Genomic DNA, 19163 nt, shown 5'->3' with positions numbered 1-19163 from the left:
ACCAGGCGGCGTCCGGGTTCATTCCGCCCCGGCGAGCAGGTCGGTGTGCCCGACGGTCACCGTCAACCGGCCCGCCCCGGCCTCGGCCAGCCGGCGGCGGGCGTACGCCGCGGTCCGGTCGGCCAGCTCGGGGCGCTGCTCGACGGCGGCGTCCACCCAGCCGGTGAACCATTCGGCGGTCAGCGCGGCCTGCGCGGGACCGAGCCGCCACGGACTCGGCCGTACCGTGACGTCGACCCCGTGCCGGGCGAAGGCGGCCACGGTGGCGTCGGCGGCGTCCGGCCCGAGCAGCGTCCGGCCGTCGGCGGTACGTCGCTGGTGGTCGTCGAACGCGGCGGCGACCTCCGCGTCCAGCGGGTCGGCCGGGTCGAGCTCCACCCGGCCGATCACGGAGAGCACGAAGAGGGTGGGGCAGCCGGCGCCGGCGCAGGCCGCCACGATCCGGTCGACCTCCTCGGCGGTCAGCATGTCCAGCAGGGCGGAGGCGGTCACCAGCGCGGCGCCGGCCAGGTCGTCGGCGGTGAGCCGGGTGATGTCGCGCTGCCGGGTCCCGACGGTGACCGGGTCGCCGTCGGCGTCGCGGGGTGCGTCGGCGCGGGCCCGGTCCAGCAGGCCGGCGTCCCGGTCGTAGAGGATCCAGTGCTGCGGGCCGGGCAGCCGCGGGGCCAACCAGCGGGCCATCGACCCGGTGCCGCTGCCCAGGTCGTGCACGACCAGCGGCCGGTCGCCGGTCAGCCGGTCACCCAGCCGGTCGACCAGGTCCCTGGCGCGGGCGGCGGCGTCGGCGGGTTCGCGCAGCCGCAGCCAGTCGGCGAACGGGTCCGTCGGGTAGGTGGTCACGCTCTCAATCCGTCCAGCACGTCGGCGATCGTCGTGGCGGTGGCCGGCCAGCCCGGCAGGGTGGCGCGGCGGTCCCGGGCGGCGCCGCGCAGCCGGTCGCGCAGGTCGGCGCCGTCGAGCCAGCGGCGCAGCGCGTCGGCCAGGGCGGCCGGGTCGTCCGGCGGGACCAGCAGGCCGGGCAGCTCGCCGGCGGCCGTCCGGCCGAGCGCCCCGGGCAGCCCGCCGACCGCGGTGGCCAGCACCGGGACGCCGCGGGCCAGGGCCTCGGTGACCACCATCCCGTACGTCTCGGCCCGCGAGGCGAGCACCAGCAGGTCGGCGCCGGCGTACGCGGCGTCCAGCGCCTCCCCGGTGCGCGGGCCGGCCAGCCCTACCCGATCGGTCAGGCCCAGGGCGTCGACCTGCCGGCGCAACCCGGCCACGAAGGCCGGGTCGCGGGTGAGCGCGCCGACGCAGTCCAGCGTCCACGGCCGGTCGGCGACCTCGGCGAGGGCCCGGACCAGCACGTCGTGTCCCTTGTGCGGGATGACCGCCGCGACGCAGAGCAACCGGGTGCCCTCGGCCGTCCCGGTCGCCGGTGCGGCCGGGTCGACGCCCGGTTCGGCGACGTGCACCCGGCCGGCGGGCAGCCGGTGGCGCTCCAGCAGCCGGCCCCGGGTCCACCCGCTGGTGGTGACGACCGCGGCGGCGCAGGCCAGCGCGGCGGCCTCGGTGACGTCCTCCAGCGGCATGTGCACCAGGACAACCAGCCGCAGCCGCCGGGAGTGCGGCGCCAGCACCTCCGGCACCGCGCAGGCGACCAGCCCGTCGAGCAGCACCACCGTGCCGTCGGGCAGGGTGGCGAGCACCCCGGCCAGCCGGGTCCGCGCCGGCCCGTCGGCCCGCGGCCATTCCCCGGGTACGCCGTGCTCGCGCACCGTCCACCCGGCCCCCGCGAGCCCGTGGCAGACCCGGCGGTCGTAGCTGTTGCCGCCGCTCGGGGTGGCCGGGTCGTCGATGTCGCCGGGCAGGACGACGTGCACCACCGGCACGGTCAGAGCGACCGCTCGTAGCTGGCCCAGGCGATGTGCGACTCGTGCAGCGTCACGGTGATCCCGGCCAGCTCCCGGGCGCCCTCGCCCAGCCCGCCGGCGTGCACCCGCTCGGCCAGCCGGTCGGCGATCGCCCGGCAGAGCACCTCGGTGGTGGTGTTCTGCCCGGCGAACGCCGGCTCGTCGTCGAGGTTGCGGTAGGTCAGCTCGCCGAGCACGGACTTCAGCTCCTCGGTGGCACGGCCGATGTCGACCACGATGCCGTCGGCGTCGAGGTCGGCCCGGCGGAACGTCGCGTCCACCACGAACGTCGCCCCGTGCAGCTTCTGCGCTGGGCCGAACACCTCGCCGCGGAAGCTGTGGGCGATCATGATGTGGTCCCGTACGGTCACGCTGAACACGGCGTCACTCCCCGTCGTAGCTGATCAGGTGGCAGAGCGCGGGAAGGCTCCCCGCGGCAAGTCGGTCGAGCACGTCGGGCAGCTCCGCGAAGCGGGACTCGCCGGTGAGCAGCGCGTCGAAGACCGGGTCGGCGAGCAGCTCCAGGGCCAGCGCCAGCCGGTCGGCGTAACTCCGCCGGGACGCCCGGGCGGGGGAGACCGTGCCGACCTGGCTGCTGCGGATGGTCAACCGGCCGGAGTGGAACGAGCCGCCCAGCGCCAGCCGCACCTCCCGGTCGCCGTACCAGCTCAGCTCGACCACGGTGCCCTCCGGGGCGAGCAGCTCCAGCGCGCGCTGCAGGCCGGCGCCGGTCGCGCTGGCGTGCACCACCAGGTCACGCCCGTCGGCCGCCGCGTCCGGCAGGGCGAATCCGACGCCCAGCGCCGCGGCCACCGCGGCCCGCGCCGGGTCGGCGTCGACCAGCTCGACCCGTGCGCCGGGGAAGCGGGCCAGCAGCGCCGCGACCGCGCAGCCCACCATCCCCCCGCCCACCACGGTCACCCGGTCGCCGACCAGTGGCGCGGCGTCCCAGAGCGCGTTCACCGCGGTCTCCACCGTGCCGGCCAGCACCGCCCGGGCCGCCGGCACCCCGTCCGGCACCGGCGTGACCGCCGACGCCGGCACCACGTACGCGGTCTGGTGCGGGTACAGGCAGAAGACGGTACGTCCGCGCAGCGCCGCCGGGCCCGCCTCGACCACCCCGACGCTGAGGTAGCCGTACTTGACCGGGGCGGGGAAGTCGCCCTCCTGGAACGGCGCGCGCATCGCCGCGTGCTGGCTCACCGGCACGCCGCCGGTGAAGACCAGCGTCTCGGTGCCCCGGCTGACCCCGGAGTGCAGGGCGCGGACCAGGACCTCGTCGGGACCCGGGTCGGGTAGCGTCACCGGCCGGATCTCACCCACCCCGGCCGAGCGGAGCCAGAAGGCACGGGCGTCGCGGGTCACGCGCTTTCTCCTCATCTGGCTGCGGAACCGAACCGAACGGCCGCCTGCTCCGTGTTTCCTGTCGAGGCCGTCGATCATAAACACGGAGGCGTGGTGTCCAGGGTTCGAACGGGTCCGGTGGTCGGCCTGACCGCCCAGATCGTCCTGCTGTCCGGGCTGGCCGCGACCGTCGGGCTCGACGTCGCCGGGTGGCTGGCCGGTGTCGGGTACGGCGTCGTCGTCGCCGCCGCGCTCGAGCGCGGCCTGCGCCGGCGGGGCGCGGACCGGCTGGGGCCGGCGGACCGGGTGACGCTGACCCGGGCGGTCCTGGTCGGCGGGGTGACGGCGCTGGTGGTGGAGGCCCTCGACCGGCCGGCGCCGTTGGGCGTGCTGGTGCCGCTGGCCACGGTGGCGCTCGCGCTGGACGCGGTCGACGGTTGGGTGGCCCGGCGCACCGGCACCGCGAGCGCGCTCGGCGCCCGCTTCGACATGGAGGTCGACGCCGTCCTCATCCTGGTGCTCAGCGTCCACGTGGCACCGTCCGCCGGGGCCTGGGTGCTCGCCATCGGCGCCATGCGGTACGCCTTCGTCGCCGCGAGCTGGGTGCTGCCCTGGATGCGGGGCACGCTGCCGCCGCGCTACTGGCGCAAGGTGGTCGCGGCGGCGCAGGGGATCGTGCTGGCGACCGTCACGGCGGACGTGCTGCCCCGGTCGGTGACCGCCGTCGTCGTGGCCGCCTCGCTGGCCCTGCTGGTCGAGTCGTTCGGCCACGACGTCGGCTGGCTCTGGTGGCACCGTCCGGCCCGGACCGCGCCGGCGGCTCCGGCCGCGCCCCCGTCCGCCCCGTCGGCTCAGCCCGCGTCCGCCCCGCCCGCGGCGGCGACCCGGCGGCGGGCGGCCGCCGAACGGCCGCTCGCCGCGCACCAGCCCGTCTGAGCCGTACCCATCCACCCGGCCGCGCCGCCGGGCCTCCCCAGGAAGGGACACCGCAGTGTCAGTGCTGCCGCGCCTGCGCCGCCGCCCGACGACCGCCGGGGAGGACCCGGCCGTCGACATCGGATCCGGCGACGAGCCGCGAGCCGCCGCCGCCGGCACCGCGACCGCGGGTGGCCGTGGTCGGTTGCGTACCGTGGCCGCAACGGTGACCACCGTGCTGGCCGGCCTGCTGGTCCTCGCCATGCTGGTCGCGCCGAACCGGCTTGACCAGCTCACCCCCGCCGCGTTCCTCCGCGTCCCGGTCGAGGGTCTGATCGCCGCCGCCCTGCTGCTGGTGTTGCGGGGCCGGGCCCGGCGGGCGGTGGCGCTCCTGGTCGGCCTGGCGATCGGGCTGCTGGCCATCGTGAAGCTGCTCGACATGGGCATGTCGGCGTCGCTGGCCCGCCCGTTCGACCTGGTGCTCGACTGGGTGCTGCTGGACGACGCGTACGGCTTCGTCACCGACTCGGTCGGCCGGGCCGGCGCGGTCGCCGCGTCGGTGGCGCTGGTCGCTCTCGTCGTCGCGCTGCTGGTGCTGACCACCCGGTCGGTGCTGCGGCTGACCCGGCTGGTGGCCCGGCACGACCCGCGGGTGGTCCGGGTGCTCGCAGCGCTCGCCGTGGTCTGGGTCGCCGTCGCGGCGGTCGGGGCGCCGGTCGCCGACTCCGAGGCGTCCGCCCTGGTCCGCCAGCACGTCGGGCAGGTGGGCGCCGGGCTGCGGGACCGGGAGGCCTTCGCCGCCGAGGTCGCCACCGACGCCTTCCGGGACACCCCCGGCGACCAGCTGCTCACCGCCCTGCGCGGCAAGGACGTGATCCTGGCCTTCGTGGAGAGCTACGGCCGGGACGCGGTCGAGGATCCGGAGTTCGCGCCGCAGGTCGGCGCGGTGCTCGACGACGGCACCCGGCAGCTGGCCGCCGCCGGCTTCGCCGCCCGCAGCGGCTTCCTCACCTCGCCCACCGCCGGCGGGGGCAGCTGGCTGGCCCATGACACGCTGCTCTCCGGGCTCTGGGTCGACAACCAGCAACGGCACCTCGGCCTGCTGGGCAGCGACCGGCTCACCCTCAACGGCGCGTTCCGGCGGGCCGGCTGGCAGACGGTCGGGGTGATGCCGGCGGCCACCCAGCCGTGGCCGGAGGGGACATTCTTCGGCTATGACCGCTACCACGACGCGGCGGGGCTGGGTTACCGCGGCCCGAAGTTCAGCTATGCGCCCATGCCGGACCAGTACACCCTGGCCACCTTCCAGCGCCGGGAACGCGCCACCCCCGGCCACGCCCCGGTGATGGCGGAGATCCCGCTGATCTCCAGCCACTCGCCGTGGGCGGCGATCCCCCGGATGCTCGACTGGGAGCAGGTCGGCGACGGGTCGGTCTACCGCCGGCCGACCTCGGTCGCCGCCAACCCGACCGATGTGGTGGGACGCAGCACCACCGAGGTGCGGGAGGGCTACCGCCGTTCCATCGAGTACTCGCTGAACAGCCTGATCTCCTACGTGCATACCTACGGCGACGACAGCCTGGTGCTGGTCTTCCTCGGTGACCACCAGCCCGCCCCGGTGGTCACCGGAGAGGACGCCAGCCGGGACATACCGATCACCATCGTCGCCCGTGACCCGGCGGTGCTGGCCCGGGTCGACGGGTGGGGCTGGCAGGACGGGCTGCGGCCCGGCCCGCAGGCCCCGGTCTGGCGGATGGACACCTTCCGGGACCGGTTTCTCACCGCGTTCGGCCCGCCGCCGCCCACCCACGCGGCCGCGCCGCGGCACGACTGACGCCACCGGCAGCACGGGGGCGCGCGGCGGTCAGGCCGACGGCATGCCGACGGCCTGGTCCACCTGGCCGAGCACGGCCGCGTCGTCCACCCCGACCCCGCGCAGCAGGTCGATGGCGGTGGCCCGGATCTGGCCCACGATCATCACCACCGGTAGCGGCGGGTCGGTCCGCAGCAGCGTGGCGGCGATGCGGACCGCCTCCAGGGCGGCGTCGTCGGCCCGGTCGGCGTACCGGTCGGCGTCCCGGCGCCCGCGCAGGTCGGTGGAGAGCGCGTCGGCGGCGGCGCGGACCGCCTCGCGCAGTGCCCGGATCGCGTCGTTCAGCTCCGGCGGCGTCCTCGTGTGCAGGCGGGTCAGCGTGACGGCGTTGCGGGCCAGCACCTGGATGTTGCGCACCGCGTAGTCGAGCTGCCGGCAGGTCGCCTCGACCTCCTCCACCTGGCCGAGGTGCCGGCGCTTGCGGACGCGCAGCCGCAGCGACTCGCCGCACGCCTGCACGGCGGTCCGCAGCCGGTCCACGCAGCCGTCCAGCTCGCGGGCCCGGTCCAGGACCGCGCGCGCCGCCTCCTCGTCGCACCCGGCCAGCGCCTCGTCGATCCGGCCGAGCAGGTCGGCCAGGTCGGCGAACGTCTGCCGGGCCTGCGCCACCAGCGGGGCGAGCGGGTCCCGGGCCACCATGAGCTGGCTCGCGGCCAGCGCCACCGCGCCGCCGATCAGCGCGTCGACGAACCGGAACGGCATCATGCTGCCCTTCGGCGCCGCCACCGCGACCAGGTAGAGCGCGGAGATCGCGGCGTGGACGGTGAGGGTGCTGCTCGCCCCGAGCGTCACCATCACGCCGATGGTCAGCAGCAGGACCACGAAGACGGTGCCGGTGCCCAGTTCGAGCGACCGCACGGCCAGGTCGGCGGCGAGGATCCCGGCGGCCACCCCGAGGACCATCTCGACGGTCTGCCGGACGCGCTGCCCGCGCGCCTCGCCGAGGACGATCAGCGCGGCGCTCGGCGCGAAGACCGGATCGGGGTGGCCGATCAGCTCCGCGGCGATGAGCCAGGCGATGGTCGCGGCCGCCGCCGCCTCCAGCGCCGGCATCGCCCCGCCGCGCAGCCGGTCGACGGCGGACCGCATCCTCTTTCGCACGTTCCGCTGCCCCCATGGTCGGTCCACACCGGACCGTGATCACTAGCCGGCCCGGACGTGGCACTACCCGGACCGGTCGACCCGGTAAACCCGCAGGTGCGGCGGGCCGGACCGGCGGCGCGCGCGACGGATCGACGCCGGTGGGCGTCAGCGGGTCCGGCCATGGGCGGCGGGGACCACCAGCGGGGTGCCGGTCTCCGGGTCCTCGACGATCCGGCACGGCAGCCCGAACACCTCCCGGACCAGCTCGGCGGTGACCACCGTCCGCGGGTCGCCCTCGGCCACCACCCGGCCGTCGCGCATGGCGATCAGGTGGGTGGCGTACCGGGCGGCGTGATGCAGGTCGTGCAGCACCGCGACGAGGGTCCGGCCCTGTTCGGAGTGCAGCCGGGCGCAGAGGTCCAGCACCTCGATCTGGTGGGCGATGTCCAGATAGGTGGTCGGCTCGTCGAGTAGCAACAGGGGCGTCCGCTGGGCCAGCGCCATGGCGATCCAGACCCGCTGCCGCTGGCCGCCGGAGAGCTCGTCGACCGGCCGCCCGGCCAGGTCGGCGACCCCCGTGGCGGCCATCGACTCGGCCACCACCCGCTCGTCCTCGGTGGACCACTGGCGCAGCAGGCTCTGATGTGGGTAGCGGCCGCGGGCGACCAGGTCGGCCACGGTGATCCCGTCCGGCGCGACCGCGGTCTGCGGCAGCAGGCCGAGGGTACGGGCCACCGCGCGCGACGGCAGGGTGTGGATGTCCCGCCCGTCCAGCAGCACCGTCCCGGCGCGCGGCCGCAGCGTCCGGGCCAGCGCCCGCAGCAGTGTCGACTTGCCGCACGCGTTCGGCCCGATCACCACGGTGAAGGACCGGTCCGGTACGGCGACCGTCAGCCCTTCGGCGATGACCCGCCGCTCGTACGCCAGGGTCAGCCCGACCCCGCCCAGCCGTGGATCTCCCGACATGTGCCCTCCTCAGCTCCGTCCCGCCCGCCGCCGCGCGGCGAGCAGCCACACCAGGTACGCCCCGCCGATCGCGCCGGTGACCACGCCGACCGGCAGTTGCCGCCCGGCGAACGCCCGCTGCGCCAGCAGGTCCGCGGCGAGCAGCAGCACCGCCCCGGTCAGCGCGGAGGCGACCAGGTTCGCCCCGGGCGCCCGGGTGATCCGGCGGGCGAGGTGCGGCGCGACCAGCGCCACGAACGACACCGGCCCGGCGGCCGCCGCGGCGGCCGAGGCGAGCAGCACCGCCGCGCCGAGCAGTGCCTGCCGTACCCGGCCGACCGGCACGCCCAGCGCGGTGGCCGCGTCGTCGCCCAGCTCGACGGTGGCCAGCGCCCGGGCCTGGCCGAGCACCACCGGGGTGAGCACCGCGAGGGTGCCCAGCAGCGGCGCCGCCTGTGACCAGCCGCGCCCGTCCAGGCTGCCGGTGAGCCAGAGCACGGCCCGGGCCGCGTCCATCAGCGGCGCCCGGGTGAGCAGCCAGCCGTTGACGCCGGTGAGCACGGCCGAGACCCCGATCCCGACCAGGATCAGCCGGTGGCCGGACAGCCCCCGCCGCCCGGCGACGGCCCGGATCAGCAGGCCGGTGGCGGTGCCGCCGGCCAGCGCCGCGGCGGAGAGCGTCAGGCTGCCGCCGCCGGCCACCACGACGACCAGCGCGCCGGTCGCCGCGCCCTGGGTGACCCCGAGCACGTCGGGGCTGCCGAGCGGGTTGCGCAGCAGCGCCTGGACCACCGCGCCGGCCAGCGCCAGGGCGGCCCCGGCGGCCAGGGCGGTGAGCACCCGGGGCAGCCGCAGCTCTCCGACGATGAACTCCTCCGCCGGGGTGCCCTGCCCGGCGAGGGTGCGCAGCACGTCGGCGGGGCTCATCGGGTAGTCGCCGCCGCCGACCGCGAGCAGGCCGAGCGTCACCGCCAGCAGCGCGGTGCCGGCCCCGACGGCGAGGGAGCGGGCGCGCCAGCGCAGGGAGCGGCCGCCGCGGGTCCGGAGCACCGTCATCGCCGGGCCACCAGACGCAGGAAGAGCGGCCCGCCGAGGACCGCGGTGACCAGCCCGACCTGGAGCTCGCCGGGGCGGCCGAGCACCCGGCCGGCCACGTCCGCGCCGAGCAGCAGCACGGGCGCGAGCACCGCGCAGCCGGGCAGCAGCCAGCGCAGGTCCGGCCCGGTGAGCGCGCGGACCAGGTGCGGCACGAGCAGCCCGACGAAGACGATCGGTCCGCAGGCGGCGGTGGCCGCGCCGCAGAGCAGCGTGACGGCGGCGACGGCTGCGCCCCGGATCAGGGCTGGGCGGGCGCCGAGCGCCCGCGCCGCGTCGTCGCCGAGGGCCAGGGCGTTGAGCGGGCGCGCCGCCGCGAGCCCGACCAGCAGGCCGGCCCCGACGAACGGTGCCACGGTACGCAGCGTCGCGAACTCGGCGCCGGCCAGCGAACCGACCGTCCAGAACCGCAACCGGTCCAGCGAGGCCGCGTCGAGCAGCATCACCGCGCTGACGTACGAGTAGAGCACCGCGTTGAGCGCCGCCCCCGCCAGCGCCAGCCGGTCCGGGGTGGCCCGGTGGCCGCCGGCGACGGCGTGCACCAGGACGGTGACGGTCACCGCGCCGAGCAGGGCGTACCAGATCCAGCCCTGGACGGTGCCGACGCCGAGCAGGGCGGTGGCGGTGGCGACCGCGGCGGACGCGCCGGCGTTGATGCCGAGCAGTCCCGGGTCGGCGAGCGGGTTGCGGGTCAGCGCCTGCATGAGCGCCCCGGCGACGCCGAGCGCCGCGCCGGCGAGCAGGCCGAGGAGCGTACGGGGCAGGCGCATCCGGTGCACCACGGCGTGCTCGGGGGAGCTGGCGGAGACCAGGCCCTGCCACACCTCGGTGGGGGAGAGCTGCTTGGCGCCGACCGCGACGCTGAGCAACGCGACGACGAGGAGCAGCAGCAGGCCGGCGGCGAGGCCGGCGCACCGTACGCCGGAGGACCCGGCCCGGCGCGGCGGTGGCGCCGACGGCGGGGCGTCGGCGGTCGTGGTGACGGACAGTGTCGGCTCCACTCTGGGCAGAAACGGCGTGCGGCCTGTTGACAGCAAGTTAGGTTAGGTTAACCTAACTCGGCGGTCGCGGATCATCGTGGTCCGGCCCTGATCGAAAGACGTCACTATGCTTCCTGCCGCCTCCACTCACCGACTCTCCCGCCGGGGCCTGCTCGCCGCCGGCGGTGGCGCCGCCCTGGCCGCGCTCCTCGCCGGCTGCGGTGAGTCATCCGACTCCACTACCAGCTCCAAGGGGTCGACCGGCCCCTGGTCGTTCACCGACGACCGCGACCGGCAGGTCACCGCGGCGCGCACGCCGACCCGGGTCGTCGCCTTCACCGGGGTCGCCGCCGCCCTGGTCGATTTCGGTCTCGACTCGCAGGTGGCCGGGGTCTTCGGCGAGACCACCCGGAAGGACGGCTCGCCCGACCCGCAGGCCGGCGCGCTCGACGTGGACCGGGTCTCCGTCCTCGGCAATGTCTGGGGCGAGTTCAACGTGGAGAAGTACGCCGCGCTCCGCCCCGAACTGCTGGTCACCCACATGTACGACCCCGATGCCCTCTGGTACGTCCCGGACGAGAGCCGCGACAAGATCCTCGCGCTGGCGCCCAGCGTCGCGGTCGCCACCGCCCGGGTGCCGATGACCCGGCCGATCGCCCGCTACGCCGAACTGGCCGCCGCCCTCGGCGCCGACCTGTCCGCGCGGAAGGTCACCGACGCGAAGGCGCGCTTCGAGGCCGCCGCCGAGTCGGTCCGCCGGGCGGTCAGCACCAACCCCGGCATCCGGGTCATGGCCGCCTCCGGCAGCCCCGACCTGTTCTACGTCTCCAACCCGAAGGTCAGCACCGACCTGATGTACTTCGCCGAACTGGGCGTCGACATCGTCGTGCCGACCAAGCTCGCCACCGGCGACTACTTCGAGAGCCTGAGCTGGGAGAACGCCGGCAAGTTCCCGGCCGACCTGATCCTGCTGGACAACCGGTCCACCGCGTTGCAGCCCAAGGACCTCGCCGGCAAGCCGACCTGGCGGCAGCTCCCCGCCGTCCGGGCCGGCCAGGTCACCCCGTGGGACGCGGTGCCCCGCTTCTCGTACGCGGGCGCGGCGCCGCTGCTGGAGAACCTCGCCGCGGCCATCCGGTCCGCCAAGCGGCTCGGCTGACGGCCGTGAGCAGCGCGACCGTCGCACCCGTCGTCCTCCGCTACCGCTTCTACCGCGCCGAGGTGCGGCGCGCGCGGCGGATCGGCGCCTCGCTGATCCGGGTCACCTTCGGCGGCGACGAGCTGGCCGGCTTCGCCGGGAGCGGCCGGGACCAGAGCGTCTCGCTCTTCCTGCCGCATCCCGGCCAGCCCCGGCCGGTGGTCCCGCTCGACGCCGGCGACGACTGGTACGCCCGCTGGCGCGCCACCGACCCGGCCGTGCGCGCGGTGATGCGGTCGTACACGGTCAGCGGGCAGCGTCCCGAGGCGTCCGAGGTGGACATCGACTTCGTCCACCACGGCGACACCGGGTCCGCCTCCCGGTGGGCGGGGCGGGCCCGGCCCGGCGACCGGGTGGTGCTGCTGGGCCCGGCCGTGTCCGACGAGCGCAGCGTCCGCTTCCGGCCGCCACCCGGCACCGGACCCGTGCTGCTCGTCGCCGACGAGACGGCGCTGCCCGCCGCCGCCGGCATCCTGGCCTGGCTGCCCGCCGGCACCCCGGTCCGGGCGTGGCTCGAGGTGCCGGCCGCCGGGGACATCCGCGAGCTGCCGACCGCGGCCACCGCCGAGGTGCGCTGGCTGGTGCGGGGGAGCAACCCGCCCGGCAGTGGCCTGCTGGTGGCGGCGGTCCGCGCCGCCCGGCTGCCGGCCGGCACCCCGTACGCCTGGATCGCCGGCGAGTCGGCGACCGTGCGGGCGGTCCGCCGACACCTGATCGCCGAGCGCGGCCTGGACCGGCGGCGGGTGACCTTCGCCGGCTACTGGCGGCGCGGCGCCTCCGAGGAGGAGTTGCGCGCCGAGGCGTCCGCCTGACCCCGTACCGCCGTCTCGCCCCCCGGCCCTGGCCCGGTTCGCCCCGGGCCTGGGGTGAGGGCGCCGAGTGTCAGGCGGCCTCGGCGGCGGTCCGCGACCGGTGATGCGGCGGGGTCGACAGCGCCTGCTCCGACTCCTCCCACCGCTCGTCCTCCTGCGGCTCCTCGGCGGTCTCCTCGGCGGCGTCGCCGGCCAGGGCCAGGGCCCGCCGGGCGTTGCGCGCCGCGTCGCACGGCCACTCCTGGTGGTCGCAGAGCAGGTTGTCGCAGTGCCCCGTCTCGTCTGGCCGGTGGGCGTCGACCACGCCGACGGCGAGCCGCCACAGGAGGGGGTCGGTGACCCCGGCGGGCGCGTCGCCCCGGTCGCGTGGCTGCGGGCGCTCGGTATCGGACACGGGTCTCCCCCTCTGTAGGTGCCGGTGGGAAGTCTCCAGACTGCCGGTCCGCCAAACCTCGAACCCAGTGATCATCGCCACGTCCGGTGGTTTCCGCGCCCCGTCGGCGGGACGCCGGTGACGAGTGACGTCGAGACTCGCAGCATGGCCCTAAGCAGGACCAATCGTCTCGTAGCCGTCGTTTCGTCCGCGCAGCCCCCGGTAGGCCGGACGTCACCGGGACGGAGTGGGGTGGGCGGTCCCGCACTCTTGCTATGCAACGAGTTGCATAGCAGGATGCCGGCATGGCCCTCGAGCACGCGATCCTGGTCTCCCTGCTGGAGCAGCCGGCGTCCGGCTACGAGCTGGCCCGGCGCTTCGACCGGTCCATCGGCCGGTTCTGGACCGCCACCCACCAGCAGATCTACCGGGTGCTCAAGCGGATGGAGTCCGACGGCTGGGTCACCGCCGAGGAGGTCGGGCAGGACGGCCGGCCCGACAAGCGGTGCTGGTCGGCCGCGCCCGCCGGGCGGGCCGTGCTGGCCGACTGGCTGCGCGCGCCGGTGCAGCCCGAGGCGGTCCGGCACGAACTGGCCGTCAAGATCCGTGGGGCCGCCTTCGCCGACCCGGCCGGGCGCGCCGCCCTGGTCGCCGAGGTCGAGCGCTACCGCGCCGACCACCAGGCCGTCCTCGCCAGCTACCTCGCCGGCGAGCGCCGCGACTTCCCCGGGCCCGACGACCAGGACGCCCGCGCGGCCCTCCAGCACGTCGTGCTGCGCGGCGGCATCGCGTACGAGCGAATGGTGCTCGCCTGGCTCGACGACGTCCTGACCACCCTGCGCGACCTCGACCGCTGACCACCCCCTGAGGAAGGACCACCGCCATGGCCGACTCGCCGCTGCTCAACCCGCACAGCTACGACCCCGCCCACCTCGACGCCGAGTCCCGCCGGCTGCTGCGCGCCACCGTCGACTGGTTCGAGAGCCGCGGCAAGAAGGCGCTGGTCGACAGCTACAACGACCACTCCTGGTACGGCGACTTCCTCGACTTCGCCGCCAAGGAGGGGCTCTTCGCGGCGTTCTGCACCCCGGCCGCCGACGGCGGCGGCGACCCGGCCAAGCGTTGGGACACCGCCCGCAACGCCGCGCTCAGCGAGGTGCTCGGCTTCTACGGGCTCGGCTACTGGTACACCTGGCAGGTCACCGTCCTCGGCCTCGGCCCGGTCTGGCAGAGCGACAACGCCGCCGCCCGGGCCCGCGCCGCGACGCTGCTCGACGAGGGGCACGTGATGGCCTTCGGCCTCTCCGAGCGCAGCCACGGCGCCGACATCTACTCCACCGACATGGTGCTCACCCCGGACGGCGCGGGCGGCTTCCGGGCCACCGGCGGCAAGTACTACATCGGCAACGGCAACGTCGCCGGCCTGGTCTCGGTCTTCGGCCGCCGCGCCGACGTCGAGGGCCCCGACGGGTACGTCTTCTTCGCCGCCGACAGCCGGCACCCGGCGTACCGGCTGGTGCGCAACGTGGTCAACGCGCAGATGTACGTCAGCGAGTTCCGGCTGGAGGACTACCCGGTGCGCGCCGAGGACGTGCTGCACACCGGGAAGGCCGCCTTCGACGCGGCGCTCAACACGGTCAACGTCGGCAAGTTCAACCTCTGCACCGCCTCCATCGGCATCTGCGAGCACGCCCTGTACGAGGCGGTCACCCACGCCCACCACCGGGTCCTCTACGGCAAGCGGGTCACCGACTTCCCGCACGTCCGCCGGGAGATGACCGACGCGTACGCCCGCCTGGTGGCGATGAAGCTGTTCAGCGACCGGGCGGTGGACTACTTCCGCTCGGCCGGCCCGGACGACCGGCGCTACCTGCTGTTCAACCCGATGACCAAGATGAAGGTGACCACCGAGGGCGAGAAGGTCATCGACCTGCTGTGGGACGTCATCGCCGCCAAGGGCTTCGAGGCGGACACCTACTTCGACAAGGCCGCCCGGGACATCCGCGGCCTGCCCAAGCTCGAAGGCACCGTGCACGTCAACCTGGCCCTGATCCTGAAGTTCATGGCCAACTACCTGTTCCACCCGGCCGAGCACCCGCCGGTGCCGACCCGGCACGACCCGGCCGACGACGAGTTCCTGTTCCGGCAGGGCCCGGCTCGTGGCCTCGGCGCGATCCGGTTCCACGACTGGCGGGCCGCGTACGACGCCCACGCCGACGTGCCCAACGTGGCCCGGTTCCGGGAGCAGGCCGACGGGCTCTGCGCCCTGCTCGCCGCGCACGCCCCGAGCGAGGAGCAGCAGCGCGACCTGGACTTCCTGCTCGCCCTCGGCCAGCTCTTCGCGCTGGTCGTCTACGGGCAGCTGATCCTGGAGCAGGCTGAGCTGACCGGGCTGGACGCCGACCTGCTGGACGAGATCTTCGACATCCTGGTCCGCGACTTCTCCGGCTACGCCACCGAGCTGCACGGCAAGCCGACCGCCACCGAGGAGCAGGCCGCCTGGGCGCTGGCGCACCTCCGCCGCCCGGTCCGCGACGCCGACCGCACCGCCCGGGTCTGGGAGCGGGTCGTCGCCCTCTCCGGCGCGTACGAGATGCACCCCTGAGCGAGGCCGACTGTCTGTCTCTGCCGCTGCAAGCTTGATGGCGTGGACGGACGTCCCGGCCCGGCCCGCGTCCCGGCCCGGGCCCGTCAGGCCAGCGCGGTGGTGAGCCGTCGAGCCTCGGTCACCAGCCGGCTCCCGCCGCCCCGCGCCACCACGTCGGCCAGGCCCGGCACCTCGATCCGTACCCCGGTCGAGGTCGCCGTCTCCGCCGCCAGGGTGAGCAGGTCCGGCGTGCCCCGGGGCGGCGTCGGCATGGCCAGCAGCGGCGGCAGCGCCGCGGCGAGCAGCCGCCAGGTGCTTAGCCGGGCGCCCGCCGCGACCGCGTCGCGCAGCGGGGTGCCGGCCCGGGTAAGCGTCACCTGGTCGTCCGCCGCCAGCGCGCCGAGCTGCCCGCCGACGGCCGGCGCGTCCAGGTCTCCGGCCGCCGCCAGCATCAGCAGGGCGTCGAGCGCGGCGACCCGGTCCACCTCGTGCCGGGCGCACAGTCCGTACGCCAGCGCCAGGTCGAGCGCCGGGCCGCCCGCGCCGGAACACTCGACCAGCACCGGCAGGACCGTGGCGCCCTCCCGGACGTCCTCCTGCGCCGCCCGGGCGACCTCGGGCAGCAGATGCGCGGCGACCAGGCCCCGGTGCCCGGGCAGCAGGGCCGGCCAGCGGTCGGACCAGCCACCGTGGCCCCGACCCACCTGCTGCGGCGACACGGTGAGCAGCCCGAGCCGGTCCACCACGCCCTCCGGTGGCGCGGTGGCGACCACCCTCCGCCTTCCCGGCAGGCGGTCGTACCCGAAGTCGTAGCTGCCCACCCGATCCCGCCGCCCGACCGTCACCACCTGCTGGACCGCCGACGGGAGGGCGTCCCCGCGCAGCCAGCCGGCCAGTTCGTCGCCGGCCGGCGTGCCGAGTGCCGCCGCCCGGGTCGCCAGCGCCTCGTCCAAGCCGGCCGGCAGTCGCAGCAGCGCCTGGGTGAGATCCCATCGCCAGACCGGGCGGTCGCCCAGGGCGGCCAACCGGTCGTACAGCGCGGTCGGGTCGACGGCGCCGGTGGCGGAGGTGGGCGCGGCGAGCAGGCCCGGGTCGTCCCGTCCGTCGAGCCGCTGCCCGACCTCGGCGAGCCGGGCACAGTACAGCTGCGTGGGTGCGGGGCGACGGGCCGCCGGGACGGCCGGACCGCCCCGGAAGGGGCGCAGCGCCCGGGGGCGGGACTCGGTGAGGATGCCGGCCCACTGGTCGCGGCGGGTGGCCGCCTCGGCCGGGGCGGCGGCGGCCAGCAGGACCCCGTGCAGCTGGACCGACAGGTTGAACACCGCCCACATGTGGTCGTCGGCGCCCACCCGGTGGCGTTGCAGCACCGGCAGCAGGGCCGCCTCCAGCCGGTCCCGGTCGGTGGTGCCCAGCCGGACCAGCCCGTCAACGACCCGCTCGACCGCCAGCGCCGGCCAGCGCCCGCCGAGCAGCGCCGACACCTCCTCGACCAGCTCGTCCACCTCGGTGATCGAAGGCGGGGCGGACGCCGCCGGCGCCGGGGACGGCAGCTCGTCGCCGGCCACCGGCACGACCACGACCGGGCCCGGCCGGTGGCCGTGCCGCTCCGCCAGCGCCACCGCCCGGTCCCGCAGGTCCGCGGCCGGGTGCTCGGCGGCCACCGCGAGGACCGCCGCGATCTCCGCGGCCCGGTCCGGCCGCTGCCGGGCGAGCCGGTCCAGCCAGGACAGCTGCGCCCGCACCAGCGCCTTCTCCGGCCGGATCAGCACGGTCCGGGCGGCGTCCAACAGGGACTCCAGCTCCACGGCGTCGCCCGGGTCCCGCAGCGCCCGCTGCGCCACCGTGGCGACCGGCCCGGGCGCGTCGGCGAGCAGCCGCAGGTAGGCGCTCGCCCGTGCTGCCACCTCGTGCGGGGTCGGCGCCAGCAGGTCGTGCAGGGCGAGAAACGGCCGCAGCGCCGCCTGCCGGTCCCCACGCAGCAGCCGCCCCAGCAGGCCGTCGAGCAGCGTCGACCGGTCCAGCCGGCCCTCGGCCGCGAGCGCGGCCAGGGCCTGGGGCACCGCCTGCGGCTCGCCGCCGAAGCTCAGGTCGGCGCCGACGCCGTCGACCTCGAACAACCAGGGCAGCAGCGGGTCCAGGAACGGATCGGCGCGCAGCCGGTCGACCAGCGGTGGCTGCTGCTGCCGGTCGTGGGGACGCTGCCACCACATCGCGTACGCCCAGCCGGCGACGAACGCGTCCCCGGTCGGCGGCGCCGCCTTCTCCGCCAGCAGCAGCCCCGCCGTGAAGTGCCAGCCTTCCCACGGCCGGCTGCGGGGCATGCGGTCGGCCAGCTTGTGCGCCAGGTCGGCCAGCCAGGTCACGCCCCGCTGCCGGGCCACGGCGACCGCCGGCTCCGGGTCGGCGTCCCGGAGCATGACCGACCGCCGGCCGAGCAGTGCGGCGGCCTTGGTCGCGGTGCTGAGTGTGCCCACGGCCGCCACCGCCAGGGCCGTCGCCTCCTTCCCCCACCACCAGTTGTCCCGCCGCCGCCGGACGTGGGCGACCAGTTCGTCGCCGAGCGCGCGGCGGTCGGGCTCGTCCAGCCCGTCCAGCATCGACCGGACGGCACGCACGTCGCCCCGGACCAGGGACTCGAAGAAGTCCGTCACGCCCCCACCTCCGCCGGTGCCGCCACCATCGACGCGGCCAGGGCGTGCTTGCAGGGCCCGCGCTGCCCGCGGTGCCGCGCCCACCACCGGCAGGAGCAGGTGTACGACCCGTCCGGCAGCCGCCGCACCCGGTAGACCTCGTCGCCGCTGCGTACCGTGGCGTGCTCGTCCTGCCAGCCGACCGCGCCGCGCTCGACCAGCACCCGCGCCCCGACCAGACGCGGATTGTCCCGCTCGGCCCGCCCCGCGTCGTACGGCATGACCCGGTGGAAGTACCCGCCGTCGGCCACGTCGTAGCCGACCCGGCCGGCGGTGCCGAGCTGGGCCAGGGCGGCGCGTACCCGGTCGTCGGGCAGGCCGGCCGCGTCGGCGAGCGCGGCAACGTCGATCGTCGGGTCCCAGGAGAGCAGGGCGCCGACCAGCTCTGCGTCGTCGACCACCTCGTCACCGGCGAGTGCGAGCAGGGCGGCCCCCTCGCCGGAGAAGCCGCGGTAGGGCTCGGGCGAGAGGGTCAGCGACAGCCGCAGCGCGCCGGTGTCGAGTTCCCAGGTGCTCGGCACCGCGGGGGAGCCGGCCCGCACCGGCGGCCCGTACACCCGCAGGGTGCGCGCGTGCCGGAGCAGGCCGCGCAGCGCCGCGAGCCGCCCCGCGCCGGCCAGGCAGACCGCGCCCGGCGCCGGTCGCGAGGTCAGCCGGAGGGTACGCCCGGCGGGCACCGCCCAGAGCACGGAACGGTCGCTGCCGCCGGGGAGCCGGCGCAGGAACGCGGCCGCCTCGGCGGCGGCGGGAATCTCGGCGCGCGGCTCGAACGCGGCGGTGAGCACGTGCACCTCGGCGAAGCCGCGCAGCCAGCGCCCCGGCAGCGGGACCTTCTTCTCCACCACCGGACCGTCCATGGTGGAGACGGTGAGGTCGTCGGGGCCGACGGCCAGGTGCAGCGGCTCGATCCCGCCGACCCGGGCGAGCGCCTCCCGCAGCGGCGGGTTCACGTCGACGTTGGTGGTGCCGTGCCCGACGATCTCGCCGTCGAAGCCGGCCGGTACGACGTCCATCCGGGCGTACACCCCGCAACAGCCGGAGAAGGACTCGAAGCGCAGCCGGTCCCGGCTGCCCGTCACCACCGGGTCCAGGCTGGCCGGGCTGACCGGCTGGTGGTAGCGGGTGCGGGCCACCTCAGCGACCGCGAGGAGGCCGGCGGCCGCCGCGGCAGGGGTGGTGAGGAAACCGCTGAAGAAGCGCGGATTTGCCGCCGGGCCGCCGCAGGTCTGGAGGTCGAGACCGGCGGGGCGCAACGTGGACGGCTGGAGGTATCGGTACGTCTGGACGGCGTTCACGGCGCACACCGTAGGGCAACCGACCGACATCCCCGGTCCCGGCCTGCCAGGTACCTCCGGTCCGCCGTGACGACACCACCC

General features: G+C 76.1%; 16 protein-coding genes and 1 pseudogene. 6 read left to right on the top strand and 11 right to left on the bottom strand.

The features are described 5' to 3' along the window. Positions 1 to 18: 18 nt before the first annotated feature. From ACLQ2U_RS12025 to ACLQ2U_RS12010, 4 genes are read right to left on the bottom strand one after another with little or no spacing between them, the layout of a single operon-like run. The gene (locus ACLQ2U_RS12025) at positions 19 to 840 is read right to left on the bottom strand and encodes a class I SAM-dependent methyltransferase (RefSeq protein ID WP_425750676.1); all 822 of its coding nucleotides are present in this window, start codon (positions 838 to 840) and stop codon (positions 19 to 21) included. Then, the gene (locus ACLQ2U_RS12020) at positions 837 to 1871 is read right to left on the bottom strand and encodes a glycosyltransferase family 4 protein (protein ID WP_425750675.1); all 1035 of its coding nucleotides are present in this window, start codon (positions 1869 to 1871) and stop codon (positions 837 to 839) included. The genes ACLQ2U_RS12025 and ACLQ2U_RS12020 overlap by 4 nt, the downstream gene beginning before the upstream one ends. 2 nt (positions 1872 to 1873) lie before the next feature. Further along, entirely contained in the window at positions 1874 to 2272 is a 399-nt protein-coding gene (locus ACLQ2U_RS12015; protein WP_425750674.1) for a 6-pyruvoyl trahydropterin synthase family protein, read from the bottom strand. A 4-nt stretch (positions 2273 to 2276) separates the two neighbouring features. Further along, positions 2277 to 3257 (bottom strand): zinc-dependent alcohol dehydrogenase, encoded by a 981-nt coding sequence (locus tag ACLQ2U_RS12010; RefSeq protein WP_425750673.1) that lies wholly within the window; start codon positions 3255 to 3257, stop codon positions 2277 to 2279. 90 nt (positions 3258 to 3347) lie between these two features. Between ACLQ2U_RS12010 and ACLQ2U_RS12005 the strand changes: the two are divergent. Both ACLQ2U_RS12005 and ACLQ2U_RS12000 read left to right on the top strand, forming a co-directional pair. After that, positions 3348 to 4079, top strand: a pseudogene (locus tag ACLQ2U_RS12005) (CDP-alcohol phosphatidyltransferase family protein); the annotation flags it as partial. Between the two features lie 148 nt (positions 4080 to 4227). After that, positions 4228 to 5985, top strand: coding sequence for a sulfatase (locus tag ACLQ2U_RS12000; RefSeq protein ID WP_425750672.1), 1758 nt, complete (start codon positions 4228 to 4230; stop codon positions 5983 to 5985). 30 nt (positions 5986 to 6015) lie between these two features. Here the strand turns inward: ACLQ2U_RS12000 and ACLQ2U_RS11995 are convergent, their stop codons facing one another. The 4 genes from ACLQ2U_RS11995 to ACLQ2U_RS11980 form a co-directional block, all read right to left on the bottom strand. Further along, positions 6016 to 7113, bottom strand: a complete 1098-nt coding sequence (locus ACLQ2U_RS11995) for an FUSC family protein (protein WP_425750671.1) — start codon at positions 7111 to 7113, stop codon at positions 6016 to 6018. A gap of 159 nt (positions 7114 to 7272) precedes the next feature. After that, the gene (locus ACLQ2U_RS11990; RefSeq protein ID WP_425750670.1) at positions 7273 to 8073 is read right to left on the bottom strand and encodes an ABC transporter ATP-binding protein; all 801 of its coding nucleotides are present in this window, start codon (positions 8071 to 8073) and stop codon (positions 7273 to 7275) included. Positions 8074 to 8082: 9 nt separating this feature from the next. Continuing rightward, on the bottom strand, positions 8083 to 9108 hold the full coding sequence (locus ACLQ2U_RS11985) for a FecCD family ABC transporter permease (protein WP_425750669.1): 1026 nt from the start codon (positions 9106 to 9108) through the stop codon (positions 8083 to 8085). Next, positions 9105 to 10184 (bottom strand): FecCD family ABC transporter permease, encoded by a 1080-nt coding sequence (locus ACLQ2U_RS11980; RefSeq protein ID WP_425750668.1) that lies wholly within the window; start codon positions 10182 to 10184, stop codon positions 9105 to 9107. Before ACLQ2U_RS11980 ends, ACLQ2U_RS11985 begins: the two co-directional genes overlap by 4 nt. 70 nt (positions 10185 to 10254) lie before the next feature. Here ACLQ2U_RS11980 and ACLQ2U_RS11975 point away from each other — a divergent pair, with 70 nt between their 5' ends. Together ACLQ2U_RS11975 and ACLQ2U_RS11970 are read left to right on the top strand one after the other, a co-directional pair. Then, on the top strand, positions 10255 to 11286 hold the full coding sequence (locus ACLQ2U_RS11975) for an ABC transporter substrate-binding protein (RefSeq protein WP_425750667.1): 1032 nt from the start codon (positions 10255 to 10257) through the stop codon (positions 11284 to 11286). A 5-nt stretch (positions 11287 to 11291) separates the two neighbouring features. Next, positions 11292 to 12137: a siderophore-interacting protein gene (locus tag ACLQ2U_RS11970; RefSeq protein WP_425750666.1), complete on the top strand. Its 846-nt coding sequence runs from the start codon at positions 11292 to 11294 to the stop codon at positions 12135 to 12137. A gap of 70 nt (positions 12138 to 12207) precedes the next feature. Here ACLQ2U_RS11970 and ACLQ2U_RS11965 read toward each other — a convergent pair whose 3' ends face one another. Continuing rightward, positions 12208 to 12531 (bottom strand): hypothetical protein, encoded by a 324-nt coding sequence (locus ACLQ2U_RS11965; protein WP_425750665.1) that lies wholly within the window; start codon positions 12529 to 12531, stop codon positions 12208 to 12210. A 284-nt stretch (positions 12532 to 12815) separates the two neighbouring features. Between ACLQ2U_RS11965 and ACLQ2U_RS11960 the strand changes: the two genes are divergently transcribed. Next, complete coding sequence (locus tag ACLQ2U_RS11960; protein ID WP_425750664.1) at positions 12816 to 13367, top strand: PadR family transcriptional regulator; 552 nt, start codon at positions 12816 to 12818, stop codon at positions 13365 to 13367. A gap of 26 nt (positions 13368 to 13393) precedes the next feature. Continuing rightward, positions 13394 to 15115, top strand: coding sequence for an acyl-CoA dehydrogenase (locus ACLQ2U_RS11955; RefSeq protein WP_425750663.1), 1722 nt, complete (start codon positions 13394 to 13396; stop codon positions 15113 to 15115). An 86-nt stretch (positions 15116 to 15201) separates the two neighbouring features. Here ACLQ2U_RS11955 and ACLQ2U_RS11950 read toward each other — a convergent pair whose 3' ends face one another. Continuing rightward, a complete protein-coding gene (locus tag ACLQ2U_RS11950) occupies positions 15202 to 17748 on the bottom strand; it encodes a DUF6493 family protein (protein WP_425750662.1) in 2547 nt (848 codons plus the stop codon). After that, positions 17745 to 19082, bottom strand: a complete 1338-nt coding sequence (locus ACLQ2U_RS11945; RefSeq protein WP_425750661.1) for an SWIM zinc finger family protein — start codon at positions 19080 to 19082, stop codon at positions 17745 to 17747. Before ACLQ2U_RS11945 ends, ACLQ2U_RS11950 begins: the two co-directional genes overlap by 4 nt. Positions 19083 to 19163: the final 81 nt, after the last annotated feature.

Source organism: Micromonospora sp. DT47 (genome assembly GCF_049844475.1).
Lineage (GTDB): Bacteria > Actinomycetota > Actinomycetes > Mycobacteriales > Micromonosporaceae > Micromonospora.
The sequence above is the reverse complement of the archived record's forward strand: the minus strand, read 5'-3'. Positions and strand labels throughout refer to the sequence as shown.